Annotated in this window: 17 protein-coding genes; 16 read left to right on the top strand and 1 reads right to left on the bottom strand. The window is 53.5% G+C overall.

The annotated features are described in order from the left end of the window. Nucleotides 1–13 precede the first annotated feature (13 nt). The gene (locus ACTZWX_RS13820) at nt 14–136 is read right to left on the bottom strand and encodes a hypothetical protein (protein ID WP_444714426.1); all 123 of its coding nucleotides are present in this window, start codon (nt 134–136) and stop codon (nt 14–16) included. Between the two features lie 561 nt (nt 137–697). Between ACTZWX_RS13820 and ACTZWX_RS13815 the strand changes: the two genes are divergently transcribed. From ACTZWX_RS13815 to neuC, 16 genes are all read left to right on the top strand, one after another. Next, nucleotides 698–2,467, top strand: a complete 1,770-nt coding sequence (locus ACTZWX_RS13815; RefSeq protein ID WP_444714425.1) for a PAS domain S-box protein — start codon at nt 698–700, stop codon at nt 2,465–2,467. A gap of 64 nt (nt 2,468–2,531) precedes the next feature. Continuing rightward, on the top strand, nt 2,532–4,457 hold the full coding sequence (locus tag ACTZWX_RS13810; protein WP_444714424.1) for a methyl-accepting chemotaxis protein: 1,926 nt from the start codon (nt 2,532–2,534) through the stop codon (nt 4,455–4,457). A 95-nt stretch (nt 4,458–4,552) separates the two neighbouring features. Then, nucleotides 4,553–5,272: a hypothetical protein gene (locus tag ACTZWX_RS13805; protein ID WP_444714423.1), complete on the top strand. Its 720-nt coding sequence runs from the start codon at nt 4,553–4,555 to the stop codon at nt 5,270–5,272. Further along, nucleotides 5,272–6,969, top strand: coding sequence for a S8 family peptidase (locus ACTZWX_RS13800; protein ID WP_444714422.1), 1,698 nt, complete (start codon nt 5,272–5,274; stop codon nt 6,967–6,969). The genes ACTZWX_RS13805 and ACTZWX_RS13800 overlap by 1 nt, the downstream gene beginning before the upstream one ends. A gap of 510 nt (nt 6,970–7,479) precedes the next feature. After that, nucleotides 7,480–8,820, top strand: a complete 1,341-nt coding sequence (locus tag ACTZWX_RS13795; protein ID WP_444714421.1) for a capsule assembly Wzi family protein — start codon at nt 7,480–7,482, stop codon at nt 8,818–8,820. Nucleotides 8,821–8,918: 98 nt separating this feature from the next. Continuing rightward, nucleotides 8,919–10,037, top strand: a complete 1,119-nt coding sequence (locus ACTZWX_RS13790; protein ID WP_444714420.1) for a polysaccharide export protein — start codon at nt 8,919–8,921, stop codon at nt 10,035–10,037. Nucleotides 10,038–10,046: 9 nt separating this feature from the next. After that, nucleotides 10,047–10,481 carry a low molecular weight protein-tyrosine-phosphatase gene (locus ACTZWX_RS13785; protein ID WP_444714419.1) on the top strand — a complete coding sequence of 145 codons (435 nt, stop codon included), beginning with the start codon at nt 10,047–10,049 and terminating at the stop codon, nt 10,479–10,481. A 15-nt stretch (nt 10,482–10,496) separates the two neighbouring features. Next, entirely contained in the window at nt 10,497–12,695 is a 2,199-nt protein-coding gene (locus ACTZWX_RS13780) for a polysaccharide biosynthesis tyrosine autokinase (protein WP_444714418.1), read from the top strand. A gap of 318 nt (nt 12,696–13,013) precedes the next feature. Further along, nucleotides 13,014–13,511: a hypothetical protein gene (locus ACTZWX_RS13775; RefSeq protein WP_444714417.1), complete on the top strand. Its 498-nt coding sequence runs from the start codon at nt 13,014–13,016 to the stop codon at nt 13,509–13,511. Nucleotides 13,512–13,600: 89 nt separating this feature from the next. Next, complete coding sequence (locus tag ACTZWX_RS13770; RefSeq protein WP_444714416.1) at nt 13,601–13,750, top strand: hypothetical protein; 150 nt, start codon at nt 13,601–13,603, stop codon at nt 13,748–13,750. 195 nt (nt 13,751–13,945) lie between these two features. Then, the gene (locus tag ACTZWX_RS13765) at nt 13,946–15,751 is read left to right on the top strand and encodes an ABC transporter ATP-binding protein (protein WP_444714415.1); all 1,806 of its coding nucleotides are present in this window, start codon (nt 13,946–13,948) and stop codon (nt 15,749–15,751) included. A gap of 53 nt (nt 15,752–15,804) precedes the next feature. Next, on the top strand, nt 15,805–16,995 hold the full coding sequence (locus ACTZWX_RS13760) for a UDP-N-acetylglucosamine 4,6-dehydratase (protein WP_444714414.1): 1,191 nt from the start codon (nt 15,805–15,807) through the stop codon (nt 16,993–16,995). Beyond that, entirely contained in the window at nt 16,979–18,145 is a 1,167-nt protein-coding gene (locus ACTZWX_RS13755) for a LegC family aminotransferase (RefSeq protein ID WP_444714413.1), read from the top strand. Before ACTZWX_RS13760 ends, ACTZWX_RS13755 begins: the two co-directional genes overlap by 17 nt. After that, nucleotides 18,142–18,786, top strand: a complete 645-nt coding sequence (locus tag ACTZWX_RS13750; protein WP_444714412.1) for a PglD-related sugar-binding protein — start codon at nt 18,142–18,144, stop codon at nt 18,784–18,786. The genes ACTZWX_RS13755 and ACTZWX_RS13750 overlap by 4 nt, the downstream gene beginning before the upstream one ends. Next, nucleotides 18,783–19,787, top strand: coding sequence for an N-acetylneuraminate synthase (gene neuB, locus ACTZWX_RS13745; RefSeq protein ID WP_444714411.1), 1,005 nt, complete (start codon nt 18,783–18,785; stop codon nt 19,785–19,787). Before ACTZWX_RS13750 ends, neuB begins: the two co-directional genes overlap by 4 nt. Beyond that, nucleotides 19,784–20,959 (top strand): UDP-N-acetylglucosamine 2-epimerase, encoded by a 1,176-nt coding sequence (neuC, locus tag ACTZWX_RS13740; protein WP_444714410.1) that lies wholly within the window; start codon nt 19,784–19,786, stop codon nt 20,957–20,959. Before neuB ends, neuC begins: the two co-directional genes overlap by 4 nt. Nucleotides 20,960–20,970: the final 11 nt, after the last annotated feature.

Below are 20,970 nucleotides of genomic sequence, written 5' to 3'. Positions count from 1 at the left end.
CGTTAAATAACCGCTATTCCAAAATGATTTCGGACAGCTGCCACACCATCAACCGGTGATACAGCTCTTCATCGAGCTCGGGGCGCGTAGACAACGGCAACATAACCCAGAAGGGCCCACGATCGCGAATACTCATAACGTCATTCTCTCTGCGCGTGGCAACAACGGCCTCCAGGCGAACCAGTTCCTCAATGCTGGTCGTGATTCTATAATCGTTCAAGGCTCTTAAAGTTACGGCGCCGCTTTTACCGACCCCCTGGCTTGTGAATAGAACTTCCATGGATGGCCCGGTGAAGGTTTGCTCGCCCTCAAAGTACGGGCTGCTGGTTCGCACTGTGGTCTGGGGCAACTGCTCTAGAGTGAGCCTTGTGAGCAAACTAGATTGGCCGTTCGCAGAAAAAGTAAGCGTGTCTGCTAGAGCTTGCGGGTGGATTAAAGCCATGCAAAATACGAAACAGCATAACATTCGAGCGTGAGTGGTCATCGTCATTCCGCCAAAGTTTCCAAATTACCTAACAAAATTGTAATCACCAAATTCGGTAAGATCCAAACGAAATTTGCGGTTTTTGTAGAAAAAGCCGACAGTTTTTCACGTTTTCTTTACTGGTTGTTACATTTTTGACGCTTTACACTCATGGAAATTTTAGGCAAATCAGTCATTATTACTTTGTTAGATTTCGCAAAGGTTGATAACCACATGTTTCGCAGGTCCAACTCCCTTCAAAGCGTACTGGAGCAGTGCTTAGACGCCGTCGTCAGTATTGACGAAAACAACAAGGTGACTTTTTTCAATGCGGCCGCCGAGAGGCTATGGGGCTATTCCAGACAAGAAGTCCTGGGCAACAACGTAAAAATGCTGGTGCCGTCAGACATACAGCAGCATCACGATGAGCACATCAATCGCAACCGCAAGGGCGGGGCCGACAAGATCGTCGGCACCAGCCGCGATGTATGCATGACACGTAAAGACGGCAGCCAGGTGTGGGTCAGCCTGGCGCTGAACAAAGTCGTCTCCGGCCGTTCCATCACTTACACCGCATTTATCCGCGATATCACGGCTGAGCGCGCTTCACGGGAAATGATCAACCAAACCCTGGAGCAGGCCCTCGATGCGGTAGTCACCATAGACGAACACAACTGCATTATTTTTGCGAACTCTGCCGCTGAGAAGCTCTGGGGTTACCAGCGCGAAGAGATGCTGGGCGAGAACGTCAAAATGTTGGTGCCCCATGATATTCGCGACCGTCACGACAGCCTGGTAGATGCCAATCGCCACACCGGCGTCGATAAAATCGTTGGCACTACCCGCGAAGTGCCGGTGTTCAGAAAAGATGGCACCCGCCGCTGGGCTTCTCTGGCGTTGTCTAAAATCCGGCTGGACAACAAAATCCTGTACACGGCTTTTCTGAAAGACGTTACGGAAGAAGTGGAACGGCGCGACGAATTCAAAATGCTGTCTATGGTGGCCAACGAAACCGATAATGCCGTGATCATCACCAAGCCCGACCGCACCATTGCCTACGTTAATAGAGGCTTTACCCAGCTGACAGGCTACACGCTTGATGAAGTGGTGGGCAAAAGCCCCGGAGACCTGTTACAAGGGCCCCATACAGACCCGGCGACCGTTGACGAAATACGCACAAAACTTCGTGACAATCAGCCGTTTTATAACGAAATACTGAATTACGACCGCAACAATCAACCGTATTGGGTATCGCTGGCCATTAACCCGGTGTTTGACGACCAAGGCCAGCTCACGCACTACATTTCCATTCAGGCCAATGTAACAGACACCAAAGAAAAATCGTTGGAGTTTACCCGCCGGTTTGAGGCCATTAGCGACAGCAACGGCGTGACCGAATGGCAGTTAGACGGCTCCCTCACCAGTGCCAACCAATACATGCTCGCCAGCCTGGGCGACCCCTCCGAGGCGGCCACCAAAGCCCGTATTCAAAACCTGAAATCCATCGTTGGCCAAGACGATTTCAACAAACTTCTTGGTGGGGAGCAGTTGAAAGGCTTCTACGCGATGCCTAATGGGCATGGCCAGGATCATTGGTTTGAGTTGACAGTATGCCCCATCGCGGATTTCTCAGGCAGTATCAAATACTTCGTGGCCTACGGTATCGATGTGCACTCCAAGATGCAGGCCGTCGAAGTCACCGACCGGGAAATGGAATCGGTACTCAAGTCTTCAGACTCCATTTCACACATCGTTAACACCATTAACCAGATTGCCGAGCAAACCAATCTGCTCGCTCTGAATGCGGCCATTGAAGCAGCCAGGGCGGGTGAAGCAGGCCGGGGTTTTGCAGTGGTCGCAGATGAAGTTCGCCAATTGGCTCAAAAATCCAGCCAGTCGGCCGATGAAATAAATAGACTGGTCACCGAAACCAACAGCCGTATCGAAAGCCTGGCCGGATCGCTCAGAGCCTTGAACGATGTATCTCAGCGATCACAGGATTAACGGTAAGCGGTGACGCCAGAGCAATACCGACTCAAAGACTCATAAGAAACTGAGGGAACACACGATGTCTATTCGTAACGTCTTTATAGCTGCGGTATGCGGCTTGCTGGCTACGTTTGCCGTTGTGGTGAGCGTCGTCTCGGCCGTCGATACCCGCTCGGACATATCGGAAGATGTCGCCGAAACCAGTAATTTATTAACGGACGAAGTCCACAAGTTGTTGGACATCACCAACAGTTTAATGTCAGCGCAAGTGCGTAGTTCGCTTAATCTTTTGATTGAAAGAGGAGAGGCACTGGGCCCGGCTAGCGTTCTCGGCACCTCTGCGGTGGGGGGCACCAACGCTCCTGGGTTGTATCTCGGCAACCAACTTATCAACAATAACTTCACGCTGGTGGATGGCGTCACCCGCGTAATGGGCGGCACAGCCACTGTGTTTGTCCGCCAGGGCAACGACTTCATCCGGGTATCGACCAACGTAAAAAAATCAGATGGTACCCGGGCCATCGGCACCAAGCTGAACATGAACGGTGCTGCCGGTCAGGCCATCAGCCGTGGCGAGGCTTATTTTGGCCAGGTAGACATTCTTGGTAACCCATACATTACCGCCTATGTTCCTCTGAAAGATGCAGCCGGCACGGTAGTGGGCATATGGTACGTTGGATACACCGCAGACCTCGCTAAACTGGAGGAAGTCGTATCGGCGGCCCGTCTCCTGCAAAACGGCTTTGTTGCTGTTGTCGACGACCGGGGCAGGGTACGAACCCATTCACAAAACATTCAAACAGAGCAGCTGGCGTCGATACTGGAGAACCGGCCAGATCAATGGCAACTGAGGGTGGTGCCCTTCGAGCCCTGGCGATACCAGATCATCACCGGCTATTCCAAAGAGGAAGTGTCTGGCATGGTCGTAAGCCAGGTGTTGCGCTCTGTGCTCTGGATTGTGGTGGCCGGAGTCGTGTTAATCGTCATTCTGGCCTTGTTGGTGCAGTGGGTTGTGGGTCGCCCGCTCCAAACCATGATTGCCGCCATTGAAGACATTGCGGATGGCGAGGGCGATATGACCATTCGTTTTAACGCTCAAAAGTCCGACGAACTGGGCTTGATGGCCAAAGGCTTTGACCGGCTTCTGGACCGGCTGCAAACCACCATTGCAGAATCCAAGGCGTCGTCTCACCAGTTGCTGGACTCCGCCACACAGCTGGAAACCATTGCCGGCCAGTCTTCCTCCGTAATCAGCGATCAGAGCGAGGAAACCGAGCAAGTAGCGACCGCCATGAACGAAATGACAGCGACCGCCCAAACCGTGGCCGAAAGCGCCAGCCGTGCTGAAAACATCGCTACCCAGGCAGATTCACTGGCAGAGAGCGGCCGCACACTCATAGACCAGACAACCCAGGCGATATCAAACCAGCTGGACAACAACCAAAGCGCCGCCCAGGCAGGCGCCATGTTAAAAGAAGCCTCTTCCAGCATCGGCAGTATTTTGTCGGTGATCGAAGGCATTGCCGAACAAACCAACCTTCTGGCTCTGAATGCCGCCATTGAGGCCGCCAGAGCAGGAGAGCATGGCCGGGGGTTTGCCGTGGTGGCAGACGAAGTGCGCCGCCTGGCTGGCCGAACCCAGGAATCTGTGCAGGAAATCCATACCCAAATTGAGCAGCTGCAAGGCGGCGTTGCTGAAGTGGTCGGTGTGATCGACACCGGCAGCCAACTGGCCCAGAAAACCAGTGGTTTAATTGAGGAAGCCGGCGTTGCCATTGAATCCCTTCGAGAGGCCGTGCAGAGCATTCGTGGCGCCAATGTGGAAATGGCCAGTGCCGCTGAAGAGCAAAGCATGGTGGCCGAAGACATCAACCAGCGTTTAGATCACATACGCCAAATTGCCCTGACCAGCGAGCAAAACGCGAGCGCCACCAACCAGGCGGCCGAGGCCTTGCAAGATCTGGCAGAGCGGCTTCAAAAGCAGTTGGGGCAATACAAAGCCTGAGCGAAAACAGACGTTATAGTTGGCCTGAAGGAGCGAGTGGGTTATAGCTGAGATAGATGGTGATATGCGATGCTGGCAGGTGACTTATTAAACGATTGACTCTGATTATCTTACTTTTCGCACTCGCCGGCTGTGGAGGAGGAGGGGGTGGCGGTGACGCGCCTCCTGAGCCAGACGTAACAACCGGCGGCGACCGCACAGCATCGCCCCCGCCCGGTAACGACCCAGCGCCAGGCCCAGACGAGCCTGATAGCATCGCAAGCGCTGTGGTCACCCAGGCTGAGCGGACTCTGGCCGAGAGAGATATCTTGCTCGAGTTACAGCAACCGCTGGCTTTGTATCGATTTCTGGAAGACTACGCCTACCTCACCGGCCTGCAGACCTTTAACGAGAAAGAGCAGCAGCTCGCGCAATTTACTCCGGAAAATCAGCCAACACACCCTGTTCTCGACCTGGCATTGGTGAATTTGGATACCAACCTTAGGTTGTATCGCATTGGCCAACTCACTTTGCCGCTGTTACAGCAAGCCCTCGATAATGCCGAACAAGCCATCGAAAACCATGGAGACTACGCCAAACGCCTGCTGCAAACCCAGCAAGACTTGCTTACCACACTAGGGTTGCCGGCTGAACTGGTCGCGACTCTGGGGCCGATGGCCTACAGCCCGGAGGGCGGCTATTACTCATTTTTTGTGATCGATTCACGGTTTGGTGAATGGCAAGACGGCGAGTTCCTCCTCAAAGAGGCGTTTTTGGCACTAAACGGCCTTGTGCGGGTTAGAGCCACCCAAAACCTGTTGTGTGAGGTGTTGTAATGGGCCTTCGTCAAATCTTTATCGGGCTCTGTTTGGCGTTAGTGCCCGCGACCCATGCCTTGGCCCAGCAACCCCAGTTGCCGGGAAACCTCCCTGATATCGCCAAACGGCTCACCTTTATCCCCGGTCAGCCTACTGGGCGCATCTTGGTAAAATTTGAAGAGGGAGTGCAGCTGCCTCCGGGTTTCGAGCGCCATGGCGCCCTTGGGCTAACCCGTGTAGCACCGGGTAACGAGGCTGCCATGATGGCTCAGCTACGCCGCTTACCGGGCGTACTAAAGATTGCGCAGGATCATGTAGTAACCACACCGCCGCAGCCAGAGCCGCCCCAACTACTGGCTCCTGACGACAGCGCAGGCGCCAGCGTTGGCGTCACGCCACAAGCTACCAATGCCGAACCAACCGATCCGGGGTTTAGCCGGCAAACGTCCTGGCAGGCACCTGGCGCACTGACGGCGGGCGTGCAGAACATCCTGGATGCGTACTTGCGCGTCTTCATTAGCCAACAACCCAGCATCGGTGTGCTGGATTCCGGTTTCTACAACATCCGGGATTTGAATTACCAAACGGGGTTCAACCTGGCCTCCCCGGAGGGCCTTTCTTCTATGTTCTTGGAACCGGAGATCAATCCGGTGTGTGACGGCGCTCACGGCACCGCGGTAACCGCCGTCATGGCGGCCATAGCCAATAATAATACGGGCATCACCGGGATCGTCGCCCCCAATGTGGTGGCCGCCCGCGTACTCAGCTGCAACGACCAAGGGCAGGTAGCCGGCTCGTTGGCAGACACCGCGTTGGGCATACGCTGGCTGGCAGGGGATCCCTCTATTGATGGCGTGCCGGCGCTCCCCGCGCCGGTCGATATCATCAACGCCTCTCTTGGCAGCGAGGGTGTGCCCGAGTGCCCCTTCTTCCTGCAAGAGGCCATAGACTACGCCCATAGCCGGGGTGTCTTGGTGGTCGTGGCCGCCGGTAACAGTAGTACAGATGCATCAACCTTTACCCCCGCCAACTGCGCTAACGTGCTCACCGTTGCGGCAGTCCAGGCAGACGGCCAGCTTGCGGAGTTCTCCAACACCGGCGATAACGTAGACCTGGCTGCCCTGGGGGTTCGGGTAACCTCTCTGGACCAGCGTGGCCGGCTCATCGCCGTGAGTGGCACCTCATTCGCTTCACCGCTTGTGGCTGGCATTGCTGCGTTGCTGAAACAACAAAACGCGGCATTGGAACCAGCAGCGCTTGCCGAGCACCTAACCGTAACCGCCCGGCCAGCCAGCGATTCTTTGCTTGGCATCGATCTTTCATTACTCACGGGCACCCGCCGGGTAGCAGACGCCGGCCTGGCCCTGGACCGGGTAATATTTGAGCAGCTGGCGCCCAATGTGCGGTTGCGGCCGATTTGGGATTGCCCCCTGCGTTGCAACCGTTTGCCCTACATTAACAATCAGCCTGGCGATGTGGACTTCAATGCGTTATTTGAGCTAACCGTCGACGACGAGCCGCTAACGGGCGACCAACGTTACGTGGTACTTAAAAGCGACGCTCAAGGCAACAAACGCCTCATTGCTGAAAGTACAGAATCTAGATTCCTCGTGCCCGGCGTTGTGCCATCCCAAGACACGCTGTGGTTTGATGTGTGCGATGCCAACGCCCAAAATTGCCGGTTCGACCAAAGTCTAACTCTCAACCCGGAATAACCTGGCAACAAACGAGTATTGGAGGTGGACATATCTGGCTTATCGTATGACAATGCTTATGCAGTGCGAAACGGGGGCTTGGAGGAGTGCTGGCCTTAACCCCTCCGCAAACGTGCATCCTTATTGCGACCTTATTTTAACCCGCGGTTTCGCGGATTTTTTGGTGCGGGTGTGTTGTTGCGTATCAAGCACCGAGGGCGGGTTTGTAACTTGCTTGTAATGCTACGATTGTTACAATCGTCACGTTTTTGAAACACCGCTGTATGCTTTTTAAGCGGTTTGCTTGACAAGGAACGGTCAAAATCACGCTGTGCTTCCCCGTTCCCCCCTAATTTCATTCGCAACAATTGCGAGACATTATTTATGTTGTCCTTAAAACACTGGGCTCTGGTCGGTGGGGCGGTAGCGTGCTTGGGATCTCAATCTGTCTTGTCTGCGCCCTGGGTCAAACCGGGAGATGCGCAGGCAAGGCACGAACTTCAAAAGCGTGTTGATCGGGGAGATGCCTCCTTGACCACTTCTACCTGGCCGATCATGTGGCCCGCGATTAATGCCTCCTCAAAAGTGGCTATTGCTGATCTTTCTGGTTCTAGTGCACTGGTTGGAGGGCGACTCTCCAGACTGAAAGCAAGCGACTTTGCAAACGGAAGCCGCGGCGTTGTGCGCTTGTCCGGTGCTAGCGCACCAAAGTTAGTGCAGGGTTTCGAACCAGCGGTTCAAAATGATGGAGAGCTCACGCTTGGCTATGAGATACAGCAGGGCCATTGGGCACTTGGTGTGAATGTCACCGGCGTCGCAGACCCAGAAGACGATGAATCTTTCCGCCTCGACGGTTCCTATCTTGCCGGCACTTTAGGGAACTTAGTTGTCGGTGTAGGTGCTATAGATCGCTGGTGGGGCCCTGGTTGGCAAAGCAGTTTGATTTTGTCGAACAACGCTCGCCCAGTGCCTTCCGTCTGGGTAAATCGAAAAACAGATGCAGAGCCTGAGACGTCTTGGTTGAGGTGGATTGGGCCGTGGAATTTCACAGCGTTTGTGGGGCAGCTCGAGAAAGAAAGAGCGGTTTCCGAACCAGCTCTGATTGGAATGCGGTTTACTATGCGGCCGGTTGATGGGCTGGACATCGGCCTGTCAAGGACCATCATGTTTGCCGGTGAAGGCAGGCCAAACGATCGTTCAGCGCTTTGGGATGCGCTGATTGGGCGAGATAATAGCCAAGATGGTGGCGATAACGACCCGGGTAATCAGCTTGGCAGTATTGACCTTCGCTATGGGTTCGCACTCGGAGATCAATCCGCAGGCTTGTATACTCAAATGATGGGTGAGGACGAAGCGGGTTCGTTTCCTGGCAAGAAATCATGGCTGTTTGGTCTGGATTGGACAACCTCTGTGTTCGGTGCCAATCAGCAGTGGTTTGTTGAGTATGTGAACACATTGGCAGACGATTTTCTCGGAGATTCTCTGCCGAATATTTCATACGAGCACTTCAATTACAGAACGGGGTACCGATACTACGGCCGAAACATGGCCGCCAGCGTTGACGGCGACGCGATTGCCACAACGCTAGGTGTCTATCATTTCCTCCCCCAAGGCATGACATTTTCTGCATCGCTAACATACGCTGAACTAAACCGAGACGGAGTTTCACGAGCCGTTCGGCCAAAACCTCAAGTGAATTATGTGATTCCAGCACTCGGGCAAGAGCTGTTCTTGTTAGACTTTGGCGTGAAAACTCCATTGCCGGCAGGCCAGCTGTCTTTAAATGTACAGGTTGCGGATGATCGCATCGAACTGGTTGGTGGAAAATTGGATCGAGTCGCAGCTTCCGCAACCTGGCAGTACCAATTTTGACGCTTAGTTCTCGGATCGGTTCCCGTTTACGTGTGTTTTGTAAGAAAACGGGTTACCATCAGCCCCATCAAAAAATCAGCCAACCGTCCGCTTGTCCCATGAAGTTATCGTTTCTCCCGGTTTTCGCTTTGTTTGTTTTGCAGGGGTGCGCCTACGCTCCGGGTTCTCACATAAACACGTCGGGCTGGAATCCGGAATACCAGGTGCCAGAATCCGAGTCTCTAACTGGTTTGGTCAGGGTCGAGAGGATTGGGCCAAAGCATCTGAAAAACGCAGTCGCAGCAAGCGTTGCCCCCCCTCCAGAGGAAATTCTCCTTGACGACAGCCAGTACCAATACCGTATTGGTATTGGTGATGTGCTGCAGATTACCGTTTGGGATCACCCTGAACTGACTATTCCAGCCGGTGGTGAACGCAGCAGTCAGGAATCTGGAAACGTCGTTAACGAAAACGGCAGTATCTATTATCCGTACATCGGTTATGTAGACGTTGAAGGCAGAACAGCGCAAGAAGTGCGAGAAGAAGTTTCCAATCGCCTTAGCAGGTTCCTTGAAAATCCTCAGGTCGATGTCTCCATCGCGGCTTTTCGTAGTCAGCGTATCTATGTAAGCGGCGCTGTGGAAACTCCTGGGGTATATCCGTTAACGAACGTGCCAACGCGTCTTGTGGATGCAATCAGCCAAGCAGGCGGTGTAGAGCCGAACGGTGATTGGAGAAATGTCATCCTTACCCGCAAGGGTAAAGATTATAGGCTCTCCCTTAAAGATGTGCTTGAACGGGGCGACGTTTCTCATAACGTGTTGTTAAAAAGCGGGGATGTGGTCAACGTTCCGCTCGGCGATGATCGAAAGGTCTTCGTGTTGGGCGAAGTCAATAGAACCCGGACGCTGCCGATGGGGCGCAACGGCCTCACGCTGGCTGAGGCAATATCAAATGTTGGCGGGTTGAACGAGCGGCAGTCGAGCGCGACCGGAGTCTTTGTCATAAGGCGCTCTCCGGAGGCAAATCTCGACAGTGATCACCTTATTGATCTGTTTCAGCTTAATTTGAAAGACGCGACTGCTATGGTTGTGGCGGATAGCTTTACTCTGGAAAATCGTGATCTTGTGTACGTGACAGCCGCACCTCTGGCCCGCTGGAACCGAGTGGTCTCTCTGCTCGTGCCTTCTTTCACGGCCCTATTTCTCGGCGATCGCGCCGTCAACTTGTTTGAGTAGGGCATCAGCATGTTTAATCGCATACTTGTACTCTGCACCGGTAACATTTGCCGCAGCCCAGTGGCTGAGGCCATGCTAAGGGCGGGTCTGCCAAGTAAAAAAATAGAGTCGGCTGGATTGGGCGCGCTAGTGGACCACCCGGCAGACCCTATCGCGGCCGAGCTGGCTCTGCAATCAGGTTTGGACGTAAGCCGGCATAGCGCTCGGCAGGCGACGATATCCATGTTCAGGGATGCGGACCTAATTCTGGTAATGAGCGAAGGGCAGAGAACTCGGGTAGCTGAGCAGGACCCAGCGGCCTCCGGTAAAACGATGCTGATTGGTCACTGGCTCCCTGGCCGGCCTGATATTCCAGACCCCTACAAAAAAAGTCGCGAAGCGTTTGCGCACGTTCATCAATTACTCGATGACGCTGTAAATGCTTGGCTTCCCCGCTTGAAATAGTTTTAAGAGCTCCGAATGACTCAAGCACGTAAGACACCAGCAGACCGTCGCGATCCGGCCCAAGATAACGACGAAATCGACATCGGCTTTTTGCTGGGCAGTCTTTGGGACCACAAATATTTTATTGTCGCCCTGACTGTCATCTTTGCAGTGGCTGGTTTAGCCTATGCGGCTCTCTCTACTCCGATATATAGGGCCGATGCGTTAGTGCAGGTAGAGCAGAAATCCGGCACCATTCCCGGCGCTGATATGGCACAAGTGTTGGGAAATAGGGAGCCGAGCACTAACACTGAGGTGGAGATACTCCAGTCTCGCCTTATCCTGGGCCAAGTTGTTAGTCAGACAGACTTGGATCTACAGATCGTACCCCATACTTGGCCGGTAATTGGCGATTGGCTTTTGCGCCGCGGAATCCAGCGCCCCGGATTTGCAGAGGGTAGCCCCACGGTATGGTCCGGTGAAACTCTCAAAATTCGCGAACTTGTAACGAGCCACAATAGCAATACTCTGGAACTGACTATTCGTTCCGAGGGCGCAGGCAGGTATACGTTATCGGACGCCGAGGGTAATGAGCTGGGCAGGGGCCTGATTAACCAAAAGCTTGCTTTGGAGAGTCCTTGGTTCGAATTGGTGGTCAGTGAACTTAATGCGCCGGCCGGTGCCACCTTCACCGTTATAAAGCGAAGCCAACTTGCAGCAATTCGCAATTTACAAAGCAGATTAACCATTCAGCCCCGAGGAAGAGACACCGGCATACTCCAGCTCAACATTAGTGGGCCAGATCAAAGCGAATTGGTGCAAAGCCTGAACGCCACCACCAATGTTTTCTTAACCCAAAACATTGCTCGACAGGCAGCGGAGGCCGACAAAAGTCTCGAGTTCTTGGAAGAGCAGGCGCCGCAGGTAAGGGCTCAGCTCAATGAAGCAGAAAACCGCCTGAACGAATACCGGCTCCAAAGCGACAGTATTGACCTAAGCTTTGAAACTCAGAATGCATTGAATGGTTTGGTCAGTATCGAAGCAAGCCTGAATGAGCTTCAGCTCCAGGAAGCGGAACTGGCTAGGCGATTCACCCCTAATCACCCGGTGTATCGTTCCTTGTTGGAGAAGAAAGAACAACTGCTGAGAGAAAAAGCGAGACTTGAGGAGCGCACCGAGAACCTTCCGGAAACGCAACAACAAATTCTCCGCCTGAGCCGAGATGTCCAGGTCACTCAGGAAATCTATGTACAATTGCTCAACCGTATGCAGGAGCTACGCCTGGCTCGGGCTGGTACTGTCGGCAATGTTCGAATACTGGATGATGCTGTGGTACAAGGCCAGGTGGCGCCAAAACGTAACTTGGTTGTCGCTGTAGCTGGCATGAGCGGCCTTTTGCTGGCTATGGTTATTGTGCTGCTGCGCTCGGCGTTTAACCGCGGTATCGTGTCGCCAGAACAATTGGAGGAAATAGATCTGCCCGTGTATGCCACTGTTCCCCTTTCTGAGGAAGAGAGTCTTCGCAACTCTAAAAGGGGTAAACGGAAGGCAACGCAAGGCCTTTTGGCTGCTCGTAATCCCGCAGATCTCTCTATAGAAGCTATTCGCGGACTACGTACATCGCTGCACTTTGCGATGATGGATGGTAGCGATAATCTTTTGGTTGTCACTGGCCCCAGTCCAGGCATCGGTAAAAGCTTCATCTCTGCTAATTTGGCAGCCGTCTGCGCGCAGGCGGGACAAACAGTTGTTGTTGTGGATGCCGATATGCGTAAAGGCCATGTGCACGACACGTTTAAGCAGGATTCTCAGAATGGCCTGTCTGATGTGCTAGCTGGCAAGCTTGAGTTCGATCAAGCCGTTCGCCAATCGGACGTTGAAGGTCTTAGCTGGGTAAGCCGCGGCAGTGCACCACCTAATCCCTCAGAGCTACTCATGAACGCAAGGTTCACTGCGTTTCTGTTTTATTTAAGCGAGAACTTTGATCTCGTTATTATCGATACCCCGCCGATCCTTGCGGTAACTGACGCGGCCATTATCGGCAAACAATGCAGTACCACGCTCATGGTGGTGAGGTTCGGGCAAAATACGGCAAAAGAAATTCAGATAGCCGAAAACCGCCTGGCGACTGGTGGCGTTACCTTAAAAGGTACGATTCTCAACGCCATGGAAAAGAAAGCCGCAACAAGCTACGGCTACTACGGTTACTACAACTACTCCTATAAATCCGAGTAAAAGCTCCAATCTGAATAATCTACAAGGGCCTCGTCGCCTTCACTAATAGCTGCAAGGTTTAACAACGGACTGACAAATCAAAGTTCTTACTTGTGACCCCGGTAATCTTCAAATAGTTGAAATTCCGGATGTTTCGATAGACGTTGACGGCCCAAGACTGTTCACTGCTGAAACCGGTCCGTATAGATCGCTGGTGATGCTAGTAGACGAAGATGATTAGCATGCCCGATATTTGGTGGCACCGACCAGCGATAAAATTGTCAGCCAGCTTGAGAAGGGCACAGTCAGCGTCCGAAGAGCGGTAGACCAACTCATAGTATGAGTGTTCAGGCTAATCATGCGCCGGTCCCTCAACAGGCCTGGCGATCAACCCTGAGTGGCTTACCCGAATCCGTATTGCCAGAGAAAGGGCGAATGCTTTGGCCTCACCTGCAATCGGCATTGCGTTTCTACGATCTGCCCATACAACATTTTGCCTACAACAAGCTCGAAGTGGCGTTCAGTCTTCCTGAAGACTTGCAGGAGTGCCTACTACAAGACGACGCAGATGCGGAAATGCCTCAAATTGGCAGTGCCCTAGAATTTGCTATTCGCCGTGCGTCAGGCACTGACGATACCGATTCCGAGCTCGAAACACTCGAAATTGAGCTTCTGGAAGCGCTGAAAAAACTGGTGCCACTGTTGTCCGGCATTGTTACAGAGTTTAAGGTGAGCGGAACCATTTTAGAGAAAGTTGATGAAACCTATCGGGTTGGCAGAGAAACATCCAAGCGCGTAAAACGAGTGCTTCAGGCCGTGAGAATAAAAGAAGAATAAATCACCACCTTGGAAGGCCTGGCATCGGAAATGGACCGCGACAACTTCAGGTTCACTCTTCGCCAGACCTCCGATCACAAAGACCACGTATGTTCGTTTTCGCAGAGATCTTTGATGAAGTGATGGTCGCATTTGTCAACGAAAGCCGAGTCGCCATGAGCGGGAGAGAAACTCTGAAAAACGGCAACATCGACGTCTCGATTTTTAATGTAGTAGGCAAAGACTCCGCTCAGCAGTGAATCTGGACTAAATGCGTTTTTTGCCACGAAAACCACGGAAAAACACGTAAAGAAACGCTTTTCGGCCACGGACGCTCACAGTCGCTCACGGACAAAGACCAGAACCCCCACAACCAGCAATCTATAAAGGGGTCTGACCCTACGAGGTCAGACCCCACCCAAAGCCAGCGCCAATCACCAAAAAAAGCACCACTAATGTTCAGTCAGCTAAAAGAACTCTACTCCCTCCTAACCGAAGACCAGCGCAAAAAGCTCCGCAGGCTCCAGTTCCTGGTAGTCCTCATGGCCTTCGCAGAGCTGGGCAGCGTACTCTCCATCGGCCCTTTCATGGCCCTGGTGGGTGACATGAGCCAACTGCAGAGCGACGGCATAGTCGGCGACCTGTACCGCTTAAGCGGCCTTGAAGACCCCAGAATCTTCCTGTTCTGGACAGGCATCGGCGTGTTGGTAGCGCTGACCATCGCCGCACTCATCTCCATGTTCACCATCTGGCGCCTGTCTATGTACGGCGCACGGGTGGGCGCGGAACTGAGCAGTCGGCTTTACAAGCACTACATGCACCAACCCTGGCTGTTCCACGCCAGCGGCAGTAGCAGCCAGCTCACCAACCAGATCGCACAGGAATGTGGGCGAATTACCGGCGGAATCATCCACCCTTTAATGCAGATGAATGCCCGTGTCGTGATGGCTGCACTGATGGCGATTGCCATCTTTATTTTCAACCCGGCTGTAGCGATAACAGGATTAGTCATTTTCGCTGTGGCCTACATGGCCATGTACCGAATCTTACGCCATCGGCTGATCAGAAACGGCGGAACCATTACCGCAGCCCAGCGCCTGCGGTTCAAACTCATGGGTGAAGGCTTCGGTGGCATCAAAGATGCGCTTCTGCTCGGTCGACAACAGGCATTTACTGACAGGTTTGGCCAGGCCAGCACACGATTTGCTGATGCCCAAGGCAAAAACCAGGTAATAAGCCAGGTGCCACGCTTCGTTATGGAGTTGGTGGCCTTTGGCAGCGTAATCTTCCTGATTCTTTATCTGCTGGCGGCTCACGACGGCAACCTAGGGACCATTCTGCCCCTGCTGTCAGTCTACGCCTTGGCAGGGTTCAAACTACTGCCGGCGTTCCAGCAGATCTACAGTAGCATATCCGTCATACGGGGCAATTTACCGGCATTCGAAGGGCTCCGGGACGACTTGAGTGCCAGTTCAACCGCAACACGGCTGCTAACGCCGGCTGACAATACGACCGAACATTTAACGCCTACTAGGTCCATAGAGCTCAAGAATGTACAGTTCACCTATCCCGGTAAGACAGAACCAGCGCTCCGGTATTTAACGATGACCATTGGCGCCAACCAAGTAATCGGTCTGGTCGGCGCCTCCGGCTCTGGTAAATCCACGGCGATTGATCTCCTACTGGGCCTGATTCAGCCGGAAAAAGGTGAGCTACTGATAGATGGTAACCCGATTACGAAGCAGCAACTGCGTGCTTGGCAGAACTCCTTGGGCTTTGTACCCCAATCCATCTTTCTTGCAGACAGCAGCATCCGCGAGAACATTGCCTTCGGCCTGCCATCGGAACTGGTTGATGACGAGAAGGTTCAGCGGGCCGCCACTATGGCTCACCTCGATGAGCTACTGGCGGAGCTCCCTGACGGATTGAATACCCGGGTCGGGGAGCGGGGAGTGCAGCTTTCAGGGGGGCAACGGCAGCGTATTGGTATCGCTCGCGCTCTTTATCATGATGCAGATGTGCTTATTCTGGACGAAGCCACCAGTGCCCTGGATGGCATCACGGAAAAGCTCATAATGGACGCTATCCACGATTTCTCAGGCAAGAAAACTATCATCATGATCGCCCACCGTCTTGCCACTGTTCGTCAGTGCGACTCCATATACTTACTGGAAAAAGGTGAAGTAACCGATCAAGGCACCTACGATGAACTTGCTTTAAGAAACGCGATATTCCAACGTATGGCCGAGCATGCTTTATAAAGCTGGACAATATATAAAGCTGGACAATATATAAAGCGTTTTAAGGGAACACAATGGACTCAACTTTAAGCTTAATCGGCCGAGAAAAAGAACTCTTCTCCGCCGACATCAAAGCCCAAGAAAACCCGCTATCTGAAATCGTCAGCAACTCCCGCTTCCTGGTCCTGGGCGGTGCCGGCTCCATAGGCCAGGCTGTCACCAAAGAAATTTTCAAACGCAATCCGGCCAAGCTCCACGTGGTGGACATCAGCGAAAACAACCTGGTCGAACTTGTGCGTGATATCCGAAGCAGCTTCGGCTATATCCCCGGAGATTTCCGTACCTTTGCGCTGGATATCGGCTCAGTTGAGTACGATGCCTTCTTCAAGGCAGACGGTGGTTACGATTACATCCTGAACCTCTCCGCCCTCAAACACGTGCGCAGCGAGAAAGATCCATACACCCTCATGCGGATGGTGGATGTTAACGTTTTCAATACTGACAAAACCCTGCGCCAGGCTATAGATGCGGGGGTAAAGAAGTATTTCTGTGTCTCTACCGATAAGGCTGCCAACCCCGTCAACATGATGGGCGCGTCCAAGCGCATCATGGAAATGTTCCTGATGCGCAGAAGCCTGCAAATGGACATCTCCACCGCGCGCTTCGCCAATGTGGCGTTTTCTGATGGCTCTCTGCTGCATGGTTTTAACCAGCGCCTGGAAAAACGTCAGCCAATTGTGGCGCCGAATGATGTTCGTCGTTACTTTGTCACGCCAAAGGAATCCGGTGAGCTGTGCCTGATGTCCTGTATCTTCGGAGACAATCGAGACATTTTCTTCCCGAAACTCAGCGAAGAACTTCACTTGATCTCGTTTGCCGACATTGCTGTGAAATACCTTGCAGCGAAGGGCTATGAGCCGGTGTTGTGCAATACAGAGGACGAAGCGCGGGAGCTGGCAAAAACGCTTCCGGAGCAAGGAAAATGGCCGTGCCTGTTTACTGGCAGCGACACGACGGGTGAAAAAGATTTTGAAGAATTTTTCACCGATCAGGAAACTCTGGACATGGCTCGTTTCGAGAGCCTCGGGATCATCAAAAACGAGGCAGACTTTGACGAGCATTTGCTGGTCGAATTTGAAGAGCGTATCACTTCGATGAAGCGAGACCTGAGTTGGGGCAAACAAGAGCTGGTTGATATTTTCTACCGCATGATTCCCGATTTCGGGCATAAAGAAACCGGCAAATATCTTGACAGCAAAATGTGAGGCAGCTTTGAGCGACCAACTGATCCGATTTGTCCGAGACTATTTCGGAACCAGCGAGTTTATTCCGCTCCACGCCCCGGTGTTTCTTGGCCGTGAAAAGGAATATGTGGCAGACACCATCGAGTCCACCTTTGTTTCCAGCGTGGGCGCCTATGTGGACCGGTTTGAGCAGGATATGGCTGGTTACACCGGGTCCCCAAAGGCCGTGGCCACGGTAAACGGCACTGCGGCACTACACATTGCGCTGAAGCTTGCCGGAGTAGAGGCAGGTGACTTGGTTGTCACACAACCGCTTACGTTCGTTGCCACCTGTAACGCCATTGCCTACTGCAACGCCGAACCCGTTTTTATCGACGTAGACCGCGATACCCTGGGGTTGTCTACCAAGGCACTTGAAGCCTGGCTGGACGAGAATGCAATGTTGGATGCTGCGGGCGTGTGCCGTGCTCGCGTAGACGACAAGGTTATCCGGGCCTGCGTACCCATGCACACCTTCGGTCACCCCGCAGATCTCGATGGCCTGTCAGCGGTAACCCGCCGCTGGAATATCGCGCTAGTAGAGGATGCAGCGGAATCTCTGGGTAGCTTTTACAAAGGGCTGCACACCGGGACTTTCGGCACAGTGGGCACGCTCAGCTTCAACGGCAACAAAATCATGACCACCGGTGGCGGAGGTATGATTCTCGCCGGTGAAGAGCTGGCCGCTCGCGCCAAGCATCTGACCACCACCGCCAAGAAGCCTCACCCCTTTGAGTACATTCACGACGAGTTGGGTTACAACTACCGTTTACCGAACCTGAACGCGGCACTGGGATGCGCCCAGCTGGAACAGCTCGAAACCTTAATTGTGGCGAAACGGGCGCTAGCCAAGGCCTACGAAGCGTTTTTCGCAGACACAAACCTGGCGTTCGTAAAAGAACCCGCAGACTGCCGCTCGAATTACTGGCTGAACGCCGTTATCTGTGAGGACAAAGCACACAGAGACGAGTTACTTGAAACCACCAACCAGCAAGGGGTAATGACCCGGCCCATCTGGGCATTGATGAACCACCTTGCCATGTATCAGAGCTGTCGCCGTGGTGATCTCAGTAATTCGGAGTGGCTGGAAGCTCGGGTGGTTAATTTACCCAGTAGTGTTGTAACGAAATGACGTCGATGACCCGGATCGGGATTTTTGGAACGTCCGGCATGGCCCGGGAGGCTGGCGATATTGCATGGGCTCTCGGCCTTGAGCCTTTTTATGTAGCTCGGGATGAGGCTGAATTACGTGCGTGGAGCTTTTCAGCGCAGGCTATTCTGGAACAGGATGTCGGGCATTATGCCAATATGCCCTTTGTGATTGGCGTCGGTGAAAATAACATCCGCAAAGCCATTGCAGAACGTTTTAAAGACACGCTTGGGTTCACCAACCTGATACACCCCAGCGCGACCTTTGGCTTTGGACAGCGGGAAGTGCTTGATCGCTGTAAAGGTACCATTGTTGCCGCTGGCGCGCGTTTCACCAGCGGCATAGCCGCAGGTGATTTCTGCATTTTCAATCAGAACGTGACCATCGCCCACGATTGCATTGTGGATGGTTATGTTCACGTGGCGCCGGGTGCAAACCTCTCAGGCAATGTTCATTTACACAGAGGAAGCTGGGTAGGCGCAGGCGCTGTTATTAATCAGGGCAACAATACCGTGAAGCGCGTGGTTGGCGAAAACACCGTGGTGGGTTCGGGCGCGGTTGTTACTCGAGATTGCGAAGCAAATGCGGTGTATGCGGGTGTACCTGCAAAGAGGGTCAAATGAGAACGCTTATTATTGCGGAAGCAGGTGTTAATCATAACGGTGATATGGCGCTGGCAAAAAAACTGATTGCGGCTGCTGCAGAAGCCGGAGCGGATCTCGTAAAGTTTCAAACATTTATCGCTGCCAATATCATCTCCCGAAGCGCGCCCAAGGCTGAGTACCAGATAGGTGCCACAGATCCGGAAGAGTCTCAGCAGGACATGGTGCGCAAACTGGAGTTAACCCGCGAAAACCATCTTGAGCTGATTGCGGAATGCGAAAAACAAGGTATCGGTTTTTTCTCTACAGCCTTTGACAAAGACAGCGTTGATTTGCTCGAGGAGTTGGGCGGCACGAAGATTGTTAAGGTGCCCTCAGGCGAACTCACAAACCTCCCCTACCTGCGCTATCTAACCCGCCACGGGAAGCACGTGCTGCTCTCAACCGGCATGGCGAACTTGGGCGAGATTGAAACGGCAATAGATGTGTTGGAACAGGGCGGCACACCGAGAGACAACATCACCGTTCTGCATTGCACCACCGAATACCCAACGCCTATGGAAGATGTAAACCTGCGCGCCATGGTCAACATTGGCAAAGCGTTTGGTGTATCCGTGGGTTACTCGGACCACACGACGGGTATAGAAGTACCAATTGCAGCGGTAGCCTTGGGTGCGACAGTGATCGAAAAGCACTTTACGCTGGATCGCACTCTGCCAGGGCCGGACCATCGCGCCAGCCTGGAGCCCGATGAGCTGAAAGCCATGGTGCAAGGCATCCGGGATATTGAGAGGGCATTGGGAGATGGTATAAAGCGCCCAAGCCCCAGTGAGCTCAAGAACAAACCCATTGCCCGCAAATCCCTGGTGGCAGCTCGGCCCATCAAGGCGGGTGAAGCGTTTAGCGAAGATAACCTGATGGTGAAACGCCCGGGCACCGGCATTTCACCCATGCAGTGGGATGCAGTCATCGGTCGAACGGCGCCTCGTGATTTCAGTGAAGACGAGTTGATCGAGTTATGACTCGCAAGATCTGTGTTGTCACTGGTACAAGGGCGGAGTTCGGCTTGTTGCGTTGGCTGATGGGCGAAATTCAAAACCACCCGGAACTCGAGCTCCAAGTGGTTGCGACGGGTATGCACCTGTCTCCCGAGTTCGGTTCCACCTACCGCGAAATCGAAGAGGCTGGCTTTGAGATTGATGCAAGGGTGGAAATGCTCCTGAGCTCAGACACCAACACCGCGGTGACTAAATCCATGGGGCTGGGTGTGATCGGTTTTGCCGATGCCTATGAGCGCCTGGCACCGGATATTGTGGTGGTGCTGGGTGACCGTTTCGAGATTTTCGCGGCTACCTCGGCCGCTATGATTGCAGGCCTTCCCGTTGCCCACCTGCATGGTGGCGAGACCACCGAAGGTGCGTTTGACGAAGCCATTCGCCACTCCATTACCAAAATGTCCCACCTTCACTTTGTAGCGGCAGATGAATATCGCCAGCGGGTGATTCAACTGGGGGAGCATCCGGACCGGGTGTTCAACGTTGGTGGCATGGGGATCGATGCGATCAAGCGCATCAAACTGCTCAGCCGTGAAGAGTTGGAAAAGTCCCTTGAGCTTACCCTCGGTGAAAGAAACCTGCTGGTTACCTTCCACCCGGTGACGCTTGAGGGGGACGACAGTTCCGCGGGCCAGATGCGTGAGTTGTTGGCAGCGCTGGATGAGCTGAAAGATACCACCCTGATTTTTACCATGCCGAACGCCGATACTGGCTGGCGGGAACTCAGTGCCCTGGTGCGGGAGTTCGTCCAAGCGCACCCGAATGCGAAGGTGTATACGTCACTCGGCCAACTCCGCTACTTCTCCTGCCTGGCGCAGATAGATGGGGTAGTCGGAAACTCCTCCAGTGGCCTGGCCGAAGCGCCATCCTTCAACATCGGCACGGTGAATATCGGCGATCGCCAGAAAGGTCGGCTAAAAGCGAACAGTGTGATTGACTGCGAGCCGAACCGTGAGTCCATTCAGGCTGCGTTGCAAACCCTTTATTCAAAGGCATTTCAATCTGGCCTTACGTCTGTCTCAAATCCGTACGGGAACGGCGGAGCTAGTGAAGCCATCGTCAACGTGCTGGCAGAGTTCCCTCTGGAAAACATTCGCAAGAAACAGTTTTATAACCTGTCAGTTAATGACTTCTCGTAACCCGCGGAGCA

The organism is Marinobacter sp. NSM (assembly GCF_052380025.1).
GTDB lineage: Bacteria > Pseudomonadota > Gammaproteobacteria > Pseudomonadales > Oleiphilaceae > Marinobacter.
Note: the sequence above shows the minus strand (reverse complement) of the source record. Positions and strands in the feature narration are given on the sequence as shown.

Coding starts and splice junctions, on each gene's coding strand:
- ACTZWX_RS13820 (WP_444714426.1), bottom strand. CDS start 136: ATGAGTATTCGCGATCGTGGGCCCTTCTGGGTTATGTTGCCGTTGTCT.
- ACTZWX_RS13815 (WP_444714425.1), top strand. CDS start 698: ATGTTTCGCAGGTCCAACTCCCTTCAAAGCGTACTGGAGCAGTGCTTA.
- ACTZWX_RS13810 (WP_444714424.1), top strand. CDS start 2,532: ATGTCTATTCGTAACGTCTTTATAGCTGCGGTATGCGGCTTGCTGGCT.
- ACTZWX_RS13800 (WP_444714422.1), top strand. CDS start 5,272: ATGGGCCTTCGTCAAATCTTTATCGGGCTCTGTTTGGCGTTAGTGCCC.
- ACTZWX_RS13790 (WP_444714420.1), top strand. CDS start 8,919: ATGAAGTTATCGTTTCTCCCGGTTTTCGCTTTGTTTGTTTTGCAGGGG.
- ACTZWX_RS13785 (WP_444714419.1), top strand. CDS start 10,047: ATGTTTAATCGCATACTTGTACTCTGCACCGGTAACATTTGCCGCAGC.
- ACTZWX_RS13780 (WP_444714418.1), top strand. CDS start 10,497: ATGACTCAAGCACGTAAGACACCAGCAGACCGTCGCGATCCGGCCCAA.
- ACTZWX_RS13775 (WP_444714417.1), top strand. CDS start 13,014: ATGAGTGTTCAGGCTAATCATGCGCCGGTCCCTCAACAGGCCTGGCGA.
- ACTZWX_RS13770 (WP_444714416.1), top strand. CDS start 13,601: ATGTTCGTTTTCGCAGAGATCTTTGATGAAGTGATGGTCGCATTTGTC.
- ACTZWX_RS13765 (WP_444714415.1), top strand. CDS start 13,946: ATGTTCAGTCAGCTAAAAGAACTCTACTCCCTCCTAACCGAAGACCAG.
- ACTZWX_RS13760 (WP_444714414.1), top strand. CDS start 15,805: ATGGACTCAACTTTAAGCTTAATCGGCCGAGAAAAAGAACTCTTCTCC.
- ACTZWX_RS13750 (WP_444714412.1), top strand. CDS start 18,142: ATGACGTCGATGACCCGGATCGGGATTTTTGGAACGTCCGGCATGGCC.
- neuB (WP_444714411.1), top strand. CDS start 18,783: ATGAGAACGCTTATTATTGCGGAAGCAGGTGTTAATCATAACGGTGAT.
- neuC (WP_444714410.1), top strand. CDS start 19,784: ATGACTCGCAAGATCTGTGTTGTCACTGGTACAAGGGCGGAGTTCGGC.